General features: G+C 53.0%; 17 protein-coding genes. 4 read left to right on the forward strand and 13 right to left on the reverse strand.

Going from position 1 to position 13,826, the window contains the following annotated elements; genetic code table 11:
• The first annotated feature begins 57 nt into the window (after nt 1-57).
• On the forward strand, nt 58-1,023 hold the full coding sequence (locus tag OGY37_RS12525; RefSeq protein WP_063941648.1) for a DMT family transporter: 966 nt from the start codon (nt 58-60) through the stop codon (nt 1,021-1,023).
• Nucleotides 1,024-1,091: 68 nt separating this feature from the next.
• On the opposite strand, the gene OGY37_RS12530 is transcribed toward OGY37_RS12525, so the two are convergent.
• The gene (locus tag OGY37_RS12530; protein ID WP_286620958.1) at nt 1,092-2,663 is read right to left on the reverse strand and encodes a methyl-accepting chemotaxis protein; all 1,572 of its coding nucleotides are present in this window, start codon (nt 2,661-2,663) and stop codon (nt 1,092-1,094) included.
• Nucleotides 2,664-2,907: 244 nt separating this feature from the next.
• Here OGY37_RS12530 and ytfE point away from each other — a divergent pair, with 244 nt between their 5' ends.
• A complete protein-coding gene (ytfE, locus tag OGY37_RS12535) occupies nt 2,908-3,570 on the forward strand; it encodes an iron-sulfur cluster repair protein YtfE (protein WP_003025690.1) in 663 nt (220 codons plus the stop codon).
• A gap of 158 nt (nt 3,571-3,728) precedes the next feature.
• Here ytfE and cycA read toward each other — a convergent pair whose 3' ends face one another.
• Nucleotides 3,729-5,138: a D-serine/D-alanine/glycine transporter gene (cycA, locus tag OGY37_RS12540; RefSeq protein ID WP_003830438.1), complete on the reverse strand. Its 1,410-nt coding sequence runs from the start codon at nt 5,136-5,138 to the stop codon at nt 3,729-3,731.
• Nucleotides 5,139-5,446: 308 nt separating this feature from the next.
• Complete coding sequence (bamJ, locus tag OGY37_RS12545) at nt 5,447-6,067, reverse strand: BamJ family beta-barrel-assembly machinery protein (RefSeq protein WP_032934269.1); 621 nt, start codon at nt 6,065-6,067, stop codon at nt 5,447-5,449.
• Nucleotides 6,068-6,286: 219 nt separating this feature from the next.
• On the opposite strand from bamJ, the gene OGY37_RS12550 reads away from it, so the two are divergent.
• Complete coding sequence (locus tag OGY37_RS12550) at nt 6,287-6,937, forward strand: LysM-like peptidoglycan-binding domain-containing protein (RefSeq protein ID WP_003830442.1); 651 nt, start codon at nt 6,287-6,289, stop codon at nt 6,935-6,937.
• Nucleotides 6,938-7,001: 64 nt separating this feature from the next.
• Here OGY37_RS12550 and OGY37_RS12555 read toward each other — a convergent pair whose 3' ends face one another.
• The 6 genes from OGY37_RS12555 to OGY37_RS12585 form a co-directional block, all read right to left on the reverse strand.
• Entirely contained in the window at nt 7,002-7,925 is a 924-nt protein-coding gene (locus OGY37_RS12555; protein ID WP_008786017.1) for a DMT family transporter, read from the reverse strand.
• A gap of 142 nt (nt 7,926-8,067) precedes the next feature.
• The gene (gene rplI / locus OGY37_RS12560; RefSeq protein WP_003025676.1) at nt 8,068-8,517 is read right to left on the reverse strand and encodes a 50S ribosomal protein L9; all 450 of its coding nucleotides are present in this window, start codon (nt 8,515-8,517) and stop codon (nt 8,068-8,070) included.
• A gap of 41 nt (nt 8,518-8,558) precedes the next feature.
• Entirely contained in the window at nt 8,559-8,786 is a 228-nt protein-coding gene (gene rpsR, locus OGY37_RS12565) for a 30S ribosomal protein S18 (RefSeq protein ID WP_000135199.1), read from the reverse strand.
• A 4-nt stretch (nt 8,787-8,790) separates the two neighbouring features.
• Nucleotides 8,791-9,105, reverse strand: a complete 315-nt coding sequence (priB, locus tag OGY37_RS12570; RefSeq protein ID WP_003025674.1) for a primosomal replication protein N — start codon at nt 9,103-9,105, stop codon at nt 8,791-8,793.
• A gap of 6 nt (nt 9,106-9,111) precedes the next feature.
• Complete coding sequence (gene rpsF / locus OGY37_RS12575) at nt 9,112-9,507, reverse strand: 30S ribosomal protein S6 (protein WP_003025672.1); 396 nt, start codon at nt 9,505-9,507, stop codon at nt 9,112-9,114.
• Between the two features lie 158 nt (nt 9,508-9,665).
• Nucleotides 9,666-10,430, reverse strand: coding sequence for a TSUP family transporter (locus tag OGY37_RS12585; RefSeq protein ID WP_003830447.1), 765 nt, complete (start codon nt 10,428-10,430; stop codon nt 9,666-9,668).
• A 299-nt stretch (nt 10,431-10,729) separates the two neighbouring features.
• Between OGY37_RS12585 and yjfY the strand changes: the two genes are divergently transcribed.
• On the forward strand, nt 10,730-11,005 hold the full coding sequence (yjfY, locus tag OGY37_RS12590; RefSeq protein ID WP_003025668.1) for a DUF1471 family protein YjfY: 276 nt from the start codon (nt 10,730-10,732) through the stop codon (nt 11,003-11,005).
• 131 nt (nt 11,006-11,136) lie between these two features.
• Here the strand turns inward: yjfY and OGY37_RS12595 are convergent, their stop codons facing one another.
• From OGY37_RS12595 to ulaC, 4 genes are read right to left on the reverse strand one after another with little or no spacing between them, the layout of a single operon-like run.
• Nucleotides 11,137-11,823 (reverse strand): L-ribulose-5-phosphate 4-epimerase, encoded by a 687-nt coding sequence (locus tag OGY37_RS12595; RefSeq protein WP_286620960.1) that lies wholly within the window; start codon nt 11,821-11,823, stop codon nt 11,137-11,139.
• Nucleotides 11,823-12,677: an L-ribulose-5-phosphate 3-epimerase gene (locus tag OGY37_RS12600; protein WP_003830452.1), complete on the reverse strand. Its 855-nt coding sequence runs from the start codon at nt 12,675-12,677 to the stop codon at nt 11,823-11,825. The genes OGY37_RS12595 and OGY37_RS12600 overlap by 1 nt, the downstream gene beginning before the upstream one ends.
• A 9-nt stretch (nt 12,678-12,686) precedes the next feature.
• Nucleotides 12,687-13,337, reverse strand: coding sequence for a 3-keto-L-gulonate-6-phosphate decarboxylase UlaD (gene ulaD / locus OGY37_RS12605; protein ID WP_218659603.1), 651 nt, complete (start codon nt 13,335-13,337; stop codon nt 12,687-12,689).
• A 12-nt stretch (nt 13,338-13,349) separates the two neighbouring features.
• Entirely contained in the window at nt 13,350-13,817 is a 468-nt protein-coding gene (gene ulaC, locus OGY37_RS12610) for a PTS ascorbate transporter subunit IIA (protein WP_003830454.1), read from the reverse strand.
• Nucleotides 13,818-13,826: the final 9 nt, after the last annotated feature.

A 13,826-nucleotide genomic window follows, 5' to 3' on the forward strand; every position in this document is an offset into this window, starting at 1 on the left:
CGGCGGCATTTTTCCTGCCTACACTCGACTCATTGTTAAACGATGTGGATGTCAAAAATGATTAGCGGTGTGTTGTATGCCCTGTTGGCCGGGCTGATGTGGGGATTAATTTTTGTTGGACCGCTGATCGTACCGGAATACCCGGCGGTATTGCAGTCGATGGGGCGTTATCTGGCGCTGGGGCTGATCGCATTGCCGATTGCCTGGCTGGGACGTGCGCGCCTGCGTCAACTTGTGCGGAAAGACTGGGTAACTGCGCTGACGCTAACAATGATGGGGAATCTGATTTATTACGTTTGCCTGGCAAGCGCCATCCAGCGCACCGGCGCACCGGTCTCCACGATGATTATTGGTACATTACCGGTGGTGATCCCGGTCTTCGCTAACCTGCTCTACAGCCAGCGTGACGGCAAATTATCATGGTGGCGTCTGTCGCCTGCGCTGGTATTGATTGGTATAGGACTGCTGTGCGTGAATATCTCGGAGCTGAATCAGGGGTTACCAGACTTTAGTGGCTGGCGTTATGGTTCCGGCATCGCGTTGGCGCTTGTCTCGGTGGTGTGTTGGGCATGGTATGCGCTGCGTAATGCCCGCTGGCTGCGCGAGAATCCGGATAAGCACCCGATGATGTGGGCGACGGCCCAGGCTCTGGTAACGTTGCCTGTTTCTCTGGTCGGTTACATTGCCGCCTGCCTGTGGCTTAACGGGCAAACGCCGGACTTCGCTCTGCCCTTCGGTCCGCGTCCGGGCGTGTTTATCGGTCTGATGATAGCCATTGCGGTATTGTGTTCGTGGGTTGGCGCATTGTGCTGGAACGTCGCCAGCCAAAAATTACCGACGGTGATCCTCGGCCCGCTGATTGTCTTCGAAACGCTGGCTGGCCTGTTGTACACCTTTATTCTGCGCGAGGAATTTCCACCTCTGCTGACGGTTAGCGGAATTGCGCTGCTGATGGTTGGGGTGGTGATAGCCGTCAGAGCCAAGCCACAGAAACCGAGCGTCGTGGTGGTTTCACAATCATAATGTGCCGGATGGCGCTGCTTATCCGGCCTACAAGGATTGTACGATCTCATGTAGGCCGGATAAGGCGTTTACGCCGCCATCCGGCGCGACACTTTAAACACCGCTACCGTCTGGTTCAACCGCGCGGCCTGCTCTTCAAGCGCGGCAGCGGCGGAAGCGGACTCTTCTACCAGCGAGGCGTTTTGCTGGGTCACGCGATCCATTTCGGCAACCGCCTGGCCTACCTGATCGATACCCCGACTTTGTTCATCAGAAGCTGAGGCAATCTCCCCCATGATGTCGGTCACGCGGGTCACGGCGCTAACTATTTCCGCCATCGTTTCGCCCGCTTCATGCACCAGCGCCGTGCCGGCATTGACCCGATTCCCCGAGTCATCAATCAGCGCTTTGATCTCCTTCGCCGCCTGAGCGCTACGCTGCGCCAGCGTCCGAACCTCGCCTGCGACCACGGCAAATCCGCGTCCCTGCTCGCCCGCACGCGCCGCTTCCACCGCCGCGTTTAGCGCAAGGATATTGGTCTGGAAGGCAATGCCGTCGATAACATTGGTAATTTGCGCGATTTTGCTGGAACTGGTGGCGATTTCATCCATCGTACGCACCACACCATCGACCACGTTTCCGCCTTTTTGCGCCGTTTGTGAAGCATTTTTTGCCAGACTGGTCGCCTGACGCGCGTTATCTGCGTTCTGTCTCACGGTTGCGGTAAGTTGTTCCATGCTGGCAGCAGTCTCTTCCAGAGAGGCGGCCTGCTGCTCGGTACGTGAAGAGAGATCGTTACTGCCTGCGGCGATTTCACCCGCGCCGGTATAGATGGTATCGGCCCCGTCACGCACCACGCTGACCGTATTCGCCAGCGCCTGCTGCATGTCACGGACGTTGCTTGCCAGCAGCGCCATTTCATTACTGCCATCGGCGCTGATGGGGTGCGTCAAATCGCCTGCGGCAATGTGGCGAATATGTCCCATCACCTCGTGGAGCGGCTTGAGCAGCACTCGCTGCATCGCCAGCCAACTGGCGATAATCACGGTGACGACAATCAGCATCACCGCGGACAGCAGCCAGATTATCTTCTGGTAATCACTCTCATTGTCCTGCACTCCGGCAGTGGCCAGCGCCGTTTGCGCACTACGCCATTGCCGATAAACTTCCTGCATGGCCGTTTGCTTTTGCTCGGCATTCTGCTTGAACATCTCTTCCAGCTTTCCTTCAGCCAGCAGCACGTTCATTTTTGCCAGCGTCGCAGAATAGATGCCGTACTGCTCTTCCAGTCGATCGGCCAGATGCTCATCCAGCCCAGGCGTTTCCGGCAGAGCGTAGTATTTATCGTAATGATCTTTCGATTCGGCCAACAGGCGATTTGCCGTGTTCACCAGCTCCTGCAACTGACCGCCGTTAATCTCGCCGGCCATCGTTCCCTGTAAACGCAGCATGCCCCGGTTGAGCGTGACGCGAGCCTGGTTCAGGCTAATCCACGCATCGGTAAACTCGGCCACGTTCTGGCTGGAAAGTTGAGACACGTTAAAGTTCTGCTTATCGTTATTGAGTGCGCCAATAAAGACGCCCGCGGAGATGAGCTGCATTGCGCCCAGCGCGAGTAACACGGTGATAAGTAAGGTTATCACTTTGATTCGTTTGAACATCTGTAGCCTTTTATTATGCAGGTATTGTCTGAGGTCTAACTATCGGCAGCGGCGTGCGCTTATTTAATCCTGTCGTGCGGCTTTTTTCACCGTACCTCTCCTTTCCAATAAGATTCAGCATCTTAACGAGATAAGAAATTTTCGTGACGTCCATCACAAAACACCCCACCCCGAAAGGGTTATATCCTTTGCCATAAGTTGCATTTAAAATACATCTTATATTATTGAGAATGAGGTAACGGCAATGTCATATCGCGATCAACCTTTAGGTGAACTGGCGCTCTCTATTCCTCGCGCTTCGGCCCTGTTTCGTAAATACGATATGGATTACTGCTGCGGCGGTAAGCAAACGCTGGCACGCGCTGCCGCGCGTAAAGAGCTGGATTTAGACGTTATTGAGGCGCAGCTTGCGCAGCTGGCTGAACAGCCGCTGGAGAAAGACTGGCGTACCGTGGCTCTGGCTGAAATCATCGACCATATCATCGTGCGTTATCACGACAGACACCGCGAACAGCTGCCGGAGCTGATCCTGCAGGCCACTAAAGTTGAACGCGTTCACGCAGACAAACCGAACGTACCGCGCGGTCTGGCGAAAAACCTGACCATGCTGCATGAAGAGCTGTCCAGCCACATGATGAAAGAAGAACAGATCCTGTTCCCGATGATCAAACAGGGCATGGGTAGCCAGGCGATGGGGCCAATCAGCGTGATGGAAAGCGAACATGACGATGCGGGTGAACTGGTAGAAGTGATCAAACACATCACCCATAACGTAACGCCGCCACCAGAGGCCTGCACTACCTGGAAAGCCATGTATAACGGCATTAACGAGATGATCGACGACCTGATGGAACACATCAGCCTGGAAAACAATGTTTTGTTCCCGCGTGCCCTCGCAGGTGAATAAAAAAAGGCGCCCGAGAGCGCCTTTCTGAAGTCCGAATTCGGCCACTGCATATGTGGCCTTTTTTGTGTCAGAACGTAGACCTGATAAACGCAGCGCCGGCGGCATATGCCGGATGCGGCGTAAACGCCTTATCCGGCCTACATCTCACTGCTTAGCGATTATCGCGTACCTGCCATACGTTTCTTACCGATGAACAACCAGCCCAGACCCAGCGCGATGAACCACAGCGGCGTGACGATCAGCGCCTGACGGGTATCATCTTCCAGCGTCAGCAGTACCAGTACGAAGACGAAGAACGCCATACATACCCAGCACATCAGCTTGCCTAACGGCATCTTGTAGATTGATTTTTCATGCAGGTGAGGACGCTGCTTGCGGTACACCAGGTATGAGCAAAGAATGATGGTCCAGACGAACATGAACAGAATCGCCGATACGGTGGTGATCATGGTGAAGGCGCCAATCACGCTCGGGTTCACGTACAGCATCACCACGCCGCCCAGCAGACAGATACAGGAGAAGGTTAAACCCTTCGCCGGAACTGCGCGTTTAGACAGCTTGGCAAACGCTTTAGGCGCAACGCCTTCCTGCGCCAGACCGAACAGCATACGGCTGGTAGAGAACACGCCGCTGTTTGCAGAAGAGGCCGCTGAAGTCAGCACCACAAAGTTGATCAGGCTCGCCGCAGCAGGCAGACCAACCAGCACAAACAGTTCAACGAATGGGCTCTTGGTTGGCACTACCGAGCTCCATGGCGTTACGGACATAATCACGATCAGCGCAAAAACGTAGAACATGATGATACGGATTGGAATCGAGTTAATGGCGCGCGGCAGCGATTTTTCCGGATCCTTGGTTTCCGCTGCGGTCGTACCCACCAGCTCAATACCCACAAACGCGAACACCGCTATCTGGAAGCCGGCAAAGAAGCCGCTCAGACCTTTCGGGAACCAGCCACCGTCATTCCACAAGTGCGTGAACGATGCCTGAACGCCGGTTGGCGACTGGAAGTGCGTCAACACCATCACCAGACCGACGACAATCAGGCCGATGATGGCAACGATTTTGATCATCGCAAACCAGAACTCCATCTCACCGAACATTTTTACGGTGGCGAGGTTGAGGCTCAGCAGCAGCACGATCACCGCCAGCGAGGCGACCCAGTCTGACAGTTCGGGGAACCAGAATTGCGCATACGCGGTAATCGCGACCACGTCTGCCATCCCGGTAACGACCCAGCAAAACCAGTAGGTCCAACCGGTAAAATACCCGGCCCATGGCCCGAGCAGGTCAGAGGCGAAATCACTAAACGATTTGTACTCCAGATTCGAGAGCAGCAATTCACCCATTGCACGCATCACGAAAAACAGCATAAAACCGATGATCATATACACAAAGATGATCGACGGTCCGGCGAGACTGATGGTTTTACCGGAGCCCATAAACAGGCCAGTACCGATAGCGCCACCAATAGCAATAAGTTGAATATGACGGTTTGTGAGATTGCGCCGTAGCGACTGTTCAGACGACGCCTCTTCAGCGGTGTCGACTTTTACCTGATCTACCATGTTTTTTCTTCCTGTACCTGTCTGTGTTGTTCAGGCTCTACGGCCTTTAGTGTGTCTATGATACGACGATCCTGTTATCAGGACTCATCGATATTAGGTAAGAATTGGCGGGATGAATACTAAGATTTAGATATAATGTTAATTTAATGTTTAAAGTGAGTGTCATATCACTCTGATAGCGCGAACCAGCTCACAAAAATACACGCTGATGGGGCATTTGCAAGATAAAATATCGACAACGACGTAACTATAGCTTTTCACGCTATTTTTTTGTTCCCCCCGGCCTTGGGGGGAACAGAAGTCACTGCTTACAGGATCTCAAGCAGCTCAACTTCGAACACCAACGTGCTGAACGGAGGAATGGACGCGCCAGCGCCACGCTCGCCGTAAGCCAGTTCCTGAGGAATAGTCAGTTCCCATTTGGAACCTACCGGCATCAGGGTCAGCGCTTCAATCCAGCCTGGGATTACGCCGTTAACTGGGAATTCAGCTGGTTCGCCACGTGCGACAGAGCTGTCAAACACGGTACCGTCGATCAGTTTACCGGTGTAGTGCACGCGAACGCGGTCAGTACGTGCCGGAATAGCACCTTCACCCTGGGTCAGAACACGGAACTGCAAACCAGATTCAGTGCTGTTCACACCGTCTTTCTCACGGTTTTCTTCCAGATATTTGACGCCATCAGCCGCCATAGCCTGGAAACGCTCGCGACGTACTGCGTCAGCGCGTTCGTGGATTTCACGCAGTGCGCGATGCACAACATCAACCGGCACTGCCGGGTGCTTACCTTCCAGCGCGTCAGCGATACCCGCTACCAGCGCTTCAGGCAACAGTCCTTCCAGTCCGGATTCGCTCAGCTGTTGTCCTACCTGCAAACCAATGCCGTAGCTTGCTTGCGCTTCGATAGTGTCAAAAGTCGGGTTAGCCATCATATTTCCTTTCATCGGATGTAAAGTAGCGGGCAGCATATCAGCCATGCCGCATCCGGTAAAACTTTGTCTCGGGAACAGATGACAAATCGCGAGGAAACATAAACAATAGGAATATCCCGCGTTGACGTCACGAAAGCGGGTAATATGACGAACATCATAGCGTTAGCCATCTATACTCTATGATCGAGGAACGAGACGCGGAGCAGGAGGAAAGCCATGCCCGGGCGCTTTGAATTAAAACCAACCCTGGCGAAAATCTGGCATGCACCGGACAATTTTCGCATTATGGACCCGCTACCGCCTATGCACCGCCGCGGCATTATTATTGCCGCTATTGTGTTGGTGATAGGTTTCCTGCTCCCTTCCAGTGACACCAGCGATGCCCCTGTGGTGACGCGTACTGCCCAGCTGGATTTACAGTCACAGTCGCAGCCACCGACCGAGGCTCAACTGCAGGCACAGCTCGTCGCGCCGCAAAATGATCCCGGCCAGGTCGCTCCGGTTGCGCCAGAGCCAATCCAGGAAGGAGAACCTGATGCGCAGCCTCAGGTCCAGCAATCTCAGCCGCAGACACAACCTTTCCAACAGGATAGCGGAATTGACCAGCAGTGGCGCTCCTACCGCGTAGACTCTGGTAAAACGCTGGCGCAGGTATTCCGTGACCATAACCTCCCGCCAACCGATGTGTATGCGATGGCACAGGTTGAAGGCGCCGGAAAACCACTGAGCAATCTGAAAGACGGTCAGATGATACAGATCAGGCAGAATGCCAATGGCGTGGTGACGGGATTAACCATTGATACCGGGAATGGTCAGCAAGTACTGTTTACCCGCCAGCCTAACGGCAGTTTTATCCGCGCCCGTTAAGCGCTGTGACCCCGCGATTCCAGGCCTGATAAGCGATAGCGCCATCAGGCATCAAGGTGAAACGTCAGCGTTTCACCTTGTTCACCCACCAGATCCCCGAACACACCAGCACCAGCGCTACCGCATATTTCCATTCGAGAATGTTTTCACCGAGGAATATTGCCGACAGTACTGCTCCCGAAACCGGGATCAGGAAGTTAAACGGCGCAATCATCCCCACGCGATTATGCTTGAGCAGAATACTCCACAAGGCGAAAGCGACCGAAGAGAGTAACGTCAGGTAGCCGAGAATCGCCACCGAAGATGCACCGTGTACGGTTAGCGTGCCGCCAAAAGCGTAGCCGCCGATAACCAACGCCAGGCCGCCACCGCCCAACTGGTACCCTGTCATTACCGTCGGGTCCACCGTCTGAGAAATACGTTTTCCATATAGCGTGGCAGCAGAGAGAATAAAAGCTGCCATCACTACTGAGCCGTCACCTAACAGGCTGAAGCTAAAATCCATTCCGCTGCTAAAGTTCACCACCATTACGCCGGTAAAGCCGAGAATACAGCCCAGCGCTTTGTTGTAACTCAGTTTGTCGTTATGGTAGATAAAATGGGCCAGCAGCACGCTGAAGAAGGTCCCGGTCGCATTCATGATGGACCCTTTCACTCCCGTCGTGAACGCCAGGCCAATGTAGAAGAAGATGTATTGCAGCGAGGTTTGCGTTAGCCCCAACAGCGTGAGTTGGCCGTACTGACGCGGACTTAACCGGCCAATCGGTTTACGCTGCGCTACCGCCAGCAGTAGCAGCAATAATCCCGCAAACAGAAAGCGATATCCGGCAAAGACAATCTTTGAGGGAATGTCATCCGTGGCAATCTGGAAGATCTCATATCCGCTTTTGATCGCCGGATAGGCACTCCCCCACAGCAGGCAGCAGAACGCCGCGCTCAGGTAGACAACATTTTTACGCGCAAACAGAGGTTGGTGCGTTGGTTCCATTCCATCACCACTTTGAAATAATGTTTTATTTTTTTGATTATCCCGAAAAGGATAAAGAATAGCCAGAGAGAAAAGCGGGGGAACAGAAAAGCAAAACGCCGGCACAGGGCCGGCGCTTTTACGCGGTCATCAGAATAAAAACTTATTCTGCAACTACGTTTACAGTCAGCTTAGCAAACACTTCGCTGTGAACCTGGAAGCTCACTTCGTGCTCGCCAGTGGTACGCAGAACGCCGTTCGGCAGACGAACTTCGCTCTTAGCTACTTCAACGCCAGCTGCAGTTACAGCGTCAGCGATGTCGCGAGTACCGATGGAACCGAACAGTTTACCTTCGTCGCCAGCTTTAGACGCGATGGTTACGGTTTCCAGTGCGTTGATTTTCTCAGCACGAGCTTCAGCAGCGGACAGAACGTCAGCCAATTTAGCTTCCAGCTCAGCGCGACGCGCTTCGAAAAATTCAACGTTTTTCTTGGTAGCAGGAACAGCTTTACCCTGTGGTACCAGGAAGTTACGAGCATAGCCCGCTTTAACGTTAACCTGATCACCCAGGCTACCCAGGTTTGCTACTTTATCAAGCAGAATAACTTGCATTACCTTATCCTCTCAAAGTCGTATTAATGGACCGTGACCGATTACTGATGACGATCAGTGTACGGCAGCAGGGACAGGTAGCGAGCGCGTTTGATAGCGCGAGCCAGCTGACGCTGGTATTTTGCACGGGTACCGGTGATACGGCTTGGGACAATCTTACCGCTTTCGGTGATGTAGTTTTTCAGCGTAGCGATATCTTTATAGTCGATCTCTTGAACGCCTTCCGCGGTGAAACGGCAGAACTTGCGACGACGGAAATAACGTGCCATATGGCTAGTCTCCAGAATCTATCAATTCAATCTGCTCGGCATGCAGAACCATTTTGCTCAGGCCGTTCTTTGCTTTGTGGCAAGAGATGAACCCCTGAACGGTCACTGCGCTACCGACCGTTATACTGTGAGTAATGGCCTGGTTTTCGTGTCCGCTAATAATAACGGGCATTTGGCACCACGCCTGCCGGTGAAACCCGGCTTCCTCCTGCACAGAACGATGCTCAAGCACGAACTGGCAATGAGGAATTCCTGATGGACTGACCTTTCGAAGGGGGGCCCTGCACACAGTGCCGGACAACGCCAGACGGTTGGTCATCAGAAATTACTCTTCAGAATCCCCAGCTTCAGCATCATCTGCGGTTTCGTTAGCGAAATCATCGCGACGTTCACGACGCTCGTCTTTCGCTTTAACCATCGGAGATGCTTCGGTAACAGCGTGTTTAGTACGCATAACCATGCTGCGGATAACGGCATCGTTGAAGCGGAAGGTAGTTTCCAGCTCATCGATCACTTCCTGCGGCGCTTCAACGTTCATCAGAACGTAGTGAGCTTTGTGCAGTTTGTTGATCGGGTAAGCCAGCTGACGGCGGCCCCAGTCTTCCAGACGGTGGATCGTGCCTTCTGCACCAGTGATGGCAGCAGTGTAGCGTTCGATCATACCCGGAACCTGTTCGCTCTGGTCAGGATGGACCATAAAAACGATTTCGTAATGACGCATCGAATTGCTCCTTACGGATTATTCAGCCTCCTGTCTGGGTCAGCCGAGGCCCATGGAGGCAAGGAACGTGTTAAAGGTCGGCTGAAAAATGACGCGTCATAATACTGGGGTCAGCAGGTAAACTCAAGGTGCTTGTACGATTATTTATCATGTCGCTATTAATACATATCCAGCAGCATTTTGATGCTGATGCAAATGGAGACAATGACAATCATGGGTCGGATGACTTTCTTACCGCGCGTCAGTACGACTGTCGCACCAAGACGTGCGCCAAGGGATTGCCCTGCAAACATCACCAGCCCAAGCGACCAGATCATTTTACCACCGAAAATGAAGAACAAAATCGAGGCGATGTTCGACGCCAGGTTAATAAAATTCGAGTGGATTTGCGCTTTATCAATACTGTATCCCCACAGCAGAATATAGCTGAGGGTATAAAAGGAACCAGCCCCAGCACCGAGAAAGCCATCATAAAAACCAATACATCCCCCACCGATCAACGAGAAGAGAAACAGGGATACCTGCTGCTTTCTTTTCGGTTCGCTAAGGTTTGGCGCAAAAATAAAGTAAATGGCGACTGCGATAATCAGGATTGGGAGCAGTTTCTTCAGCAGTTCCGGTTCAATGAACTGGATAAGCGTCGTTCCCAGCGCAGAACCGATAAAGGCAGATAAAAACACATACTTGTGCTCCTGCACGTTGATATGTCCCCGGCGTAAAAAGTAAATTCCAGAGGTCAGAGAGCTACCCAGAGCCTGAATTTTATTGGTTGCCAGCGCATTAGCCGGGGGTAAACCAGAAATTAAGAGTGCGCCAATAGAGAGAAATCCACCACCGCCCGACACCACGTTAATAAAGCCAGCCACCAGCGCGACCATAAACATAACCACGAAATAGCTGAAATCCATGAATGAAGTATCCATAAGTTTTTGCCTTATTATCATAAAGTTATATTACTTATCCGGCTCACTATAAACGGCGTACTCACCCGATTAAATTGACTATTTGGTAAGAGCTTATGCGCGAAAGGCAGGTATTTTTTCACCGCAGCGGTATACACCAGCAGACTGTTAATTAAAGAAAAGATGGCTATGCGGTAATTTTTTGAACAACTGCATCAGAAATGGTCGCTATCGACTGCGCTGGTAGCGGTTAAAATTACATCAGAAGTTAATCACTCACAGGAGAGAGGCAACCAGAGACCGCAGTCGAGGAGGTACATATGCGAGCCCGTGTTTTGACCCTTCTGGCTGTGCTTTTGCTCAGTGCAAATGCAACGGCAGCCATCAAAATTGATAACCATCAGGCCAGGAACATGGATGATGTGCAGAGCTTAGGCGTCATTTACATAAATCATAACTTCGCCACTGAAAGTGAAGCCACTCAGGCCCTGAATGAAGAGACCGATGCGCAAGGCGCAACCTACTACCACGTGATCCTCACCAGGGAACCCGGTAGTAACGGAAATATGCACGCCAGTGCAGATATTTATCGTTAACACCAGAAATAACCAACGAGAACATTGCCACAGTTTGACTTGCCCCCTTCACTGGGGGCTTTTTTTGCAAAACAATCCCGAAGCCAGACCGATCTCATCCCCATGAAGAGTTGGCTCCGGAACGTTTATTCCTACTTCTGCCCGTAATAGGCATTTGGGCCGTGCTTACGCATGAAGTGCTTATTCATCAGATAACTGTCGATGGGGCTGAGCGCCGGATTAATACCGCGCGCAATCCATGCCATTTTTGCCACTTCTTCCATCACCACCGCGTTATGTACCGCGTCGTGAGCATCTTTGCCCCAGGCAAACGGGCCATGCTGGTACACCACTACGCCTGGCGTATGCAAAGGTTCCACCTCCCCCACCGTTTCAACAATCACCCTGCCGGTATTTAGCTCATACTCATCCTGAACTTCCGCTTCAGTTAACGCCCGGGTGCAGGGAATATCACCAAAGAAGTAGTCCGCATGCGTCGTACCGAGCGCGGGTATTGCCAGACCTGCCTGCGCCCATGCCGTCGCGTGGGTTGAGTGAGTATGCACCACGCCGCCAAGAGAGGAATAGCGACGATACAGCGCCAGATGGGTGGCGGTATCGGAAGAAGGACGATAGCGTCCTTCCACCACGTTGCCGTACAGATCCACAACTACCATGTCGTCCACTGTCATTGTATGGTAGTCGACGCCGCTGGGCTTAATCACCACCAGCCCGCGTTCGCGGTCGATGGCGCTGACATTACCCCAAGTAAACGTCACCAGCCCGTAGCGCGGCAGATCCATATTGGCCTCAAAAACCTGCTGTTTGAGTTTTTGCATTATACCGCCTCCACCAGACCGGCGCTGGCCATACGCGCTTTCACCCAGTCGCGCGCCTTCACCACTTCACGTGCCGGGTCGTCCGACGTTTCGCTCCACATCTCAATCAGGTATGGCCCGCAATACCCACTCTGTTTGAGCGTCGCAAAACAACGTTCGAAATCGACAACCCCTTCACCAAACGGCACATTCTTGAATACACCGGGTTTGGTATCTTTCACGTGTACGGCAACGATATGACCCATTCCCGCCTGCAGCTCCATCTGCACATCGTTGTCCCACGCCGACAAATTGCCGATATCGGGATACAGCTGGAACCACGGATTGTTGAGATAGTGGGCGTACCCCAGCGCCTTACTGATCGAATTCATCAGTGGATAATCCATGATTTCCATCGCCAGCGTCACCTGTGCACGGCTCGCCATCTCTACGCTTTCTTTCAGCCCATCGCGAAACCGACGACGCGTTTCGTTATTGGCCTGCTGGTAATAAACGTCGTAACCCGCCAGTTGAATAACGCGAATACCGATATCCTGCGCAAACTGAATGGCTTTACGCATGATCTCCAGCCCTTGTTCACGTACCGCATCATCTTCACTACCCAGCGGGAAACGACGATGAGCGCTCAGGCACATGGACGGTACCCGTATCCCTGTCTCAGCGATAGCGGCCACCAGCGCCAGTCGCTGCTCGCGGTTCCAGTCAAGACGCGCCAGGCGAGCGTCGGTTTCATCAACCGACATTTCGACAAAGTCAAAGCCCAGTTCCTTCGCCAGCTGCAAACGCTCCAGCCAGCACTCCCCGCCGGGGAGTGCCTTTTCATAAATACCGAGCGGGACCTGTTTCGACAACATAGTCGCTCCTTATCCCCACAGCTGGGCGATAGAACGTTTGAACTGACGGGCCGCTTCCACCGGAGAGGCGGCATCGCGAATGCTGCGACCGGCAATAAATACGTGAATCGGAATTCCCTGAAACAGCGGCAGATCTTCCAGCGCCAGACCGCCGGTGACGGTGACTTTAAAGCCCATCTCGGACAGGCGTTTGATCGCGCTGATATCCGCTTCTCCCCACGCCACGCCCGCCGCCTGCGCATCACGGCTGCGGTGATACACAACTTGCCCAATCCCTGCGTCACGCCATTCCTGGGCCTGCTCCCAGGTCCAGTAACCGGTCAGTTCAATCTGCACGTCGCCGTTAAATTCTTTCGCTACCTCCAGTGCCCCCTTAGTGGTGTTGATATCCGCACAGCAGATGACGGTGACCCAGTCAGCGTTGGCTTCGAAACACATGCGGGAGAGGATTTTTCCCGCATCGGCAATTTTGGCGTCCGCCAGCACAATTTTATGCGGGTAAAGCGCCTTCAGATCGCGAACGGCGCACACACCCTCTGCCACGCAAAGAATAGTTCCCACCTCAATGATATCGACCTCTTCGGCAATCAGACGCGTCGTTTCATACGCAGAAGACATTGATTGGTTATCCAGCGCAACCTGCAACATAGGTAATGACATTTTGGTATCCTTTTAAACAGCCGCCGCAGTGGCGTTATCAATTAAATCCAACACTTCCTGCGCGGTGCGACAGGCGCGTAAACGGTCGAAATTGGCTTCGTCATCAAAGAGATTCACGATCTGCATGATGCCCACTTCCTGATGTGTGTTGGCGTCAACTGCCGCCATCGTTATCAGAATATCGACCGGGTCGTTATCTTCGTGGTTAAACACCAGCGGTGATTTCAGCGTCACCAGCGCAAAACCGGTTTTCTTGACCCCTTCCTCCGGACGGCCGTGCGGCATTGCCAGGCCAGGCGCAATCACAAAGTACGGGCCAAACTGCTCAACGCCATCAAGGATGGCCTGGTAGTAGCGTGGTTCAACCACATCGGCCTTAACCAACAGATCCACACCAAGCTTTACCGCTTCCTGCCAGGTACTGGCCTCGGCTTGCAAAAGGATGGAATTATTGTCTGTTAGCGAGTCACGTAATTTCATATGCCGCCC

This window comes from Citrobacter sp. Cpo030, assembly GCF_030333005.1.
GTDB lineage: Bacteria > Pseudomonadota > Gammaproteobacteria > Enterobacterales > Enterobacteriaceae > Citrobacter > Citrobacter portucalensis.

Excerpts from the sequence above, each read along its gene's own strand:
- bamJ (WP_032934269.1), bottom strand. The coding sequence starts at position 6,067 with ATGGCTAACCCGACTTTTGACACTATCGAAGCGCAAGCAAGCTACGGC.
- OGY37_RS12550 (WP_003830442.1), top strand. The coding sequence starts at position 6,287 with ATGCCCGGGCGCTTTGAATTAAAACCAACCCTGGCGAAAATCTGGCAT.
- OGY37_RS12595 (WP_286620960.1), bottom strand. The coding sequence starts at position 11,823 with ATGCAAAAACTCAAACAGCAGGTTTTTGAGGCCAATATGGATCTGCCG.
- OGY37_RS12585 (WP_003830447.1), bottom strand. The coding sequence starts at position 10,430 with ATGGATACTTCATTCATGGATTTCAGCTATTTCGTGGTTATGTTTATG.
- cycA (WP_003830438.1), bottom strand. The coding sequence starts at position 5,138 with ATGGTAGATCAGGTAAAAGTCGACACCGCTGAAGAGGCGTCGTCTGAA.
- rplI (WP_003025676.1), bottom strand. The coding sequence starts at position 8,517 with ATGCAAGTTATTCTGCTTGATAAAGTAGCAAACCTGGGTAGCCTGGGT.
- rpsR (WP_000135199.1), bottom strand. The coding sequence starts at position 8,786 with ATGGCACGTTATTTCCGTCGTCGCAAGTTCTGCCGTTTCACCGCGGAA.
- yjfY (WP_003025668.1), top strand. The coding sequence starts at position 10,730 with ATGCGAGCCCGTGTTTTGACCCTTCTGGCTGTGCTTTTGCTCAGTGCA.
- rpsF (WP_003025672.1), bottom strand. The coding sequence starts at position 9,507 with ATGCGTCATTACGAAATCGTTTTTATGGTCCATCCTGACCAGAGCGAA.
- ulaC (WP_003830454.1), bottom strand. The coding sequence starts at position 13,817 with ATGAAATTACGTGACTCGCTAACAGACAATAATTCCATCCTTTTGCAA.
- OGY37_RS12600 (WP_003830452.1), bottom strand. The coding sequence starts at position 12,677 with ATGTTGTCGAAACAGGTCCCGCTCGGTATTTATGAAAAGGCACTCCCC.
- priB (WP_003025674.1), bottom strand. The coding sequence starts at position 9,105 with ATGACCAACCGTCTGGCGTTGTCCGGCACTGTGTGCAGGGCCCCCCTT.
- OGY37_RS12530 (WP_286620958.1), bottom strand. The coding sequence starts at position 2,663 with ATGTTCAAACGAATCAAAGTGATAACCTTACTTATCACCGTGTTACTC.
- OGY37_RS12525 (WP_063941648.1), top strand. The coding sequence starts at position 58 with ATGATTAGCGGTGTGTTGTATGCCCTGTTGGCCGGGCTGATGTGGGGA.
- ytfE (WP_003025690.1), top strand. The coding sequence starts at position 2,908 with ATGTCATATCGCGATCAACCTTTAGGTGAACTGGCGCTCTCTATTCCT.
- ulaD (WP_218659603.1), bottom strand. The coding sequence starts at position 13,337 with ATGTCATTACCTATGTTGCAGGTTGCGCTGGATAACCAATCAATGTCT.
- OGY37_RS12555 (WP_008786017.1), bottom strand. The coding sequence starts at position 7,925 with ATGGAACCAACGCACCAACCTCTGTTTGCGCGTAAAAATGTTGTCTAC.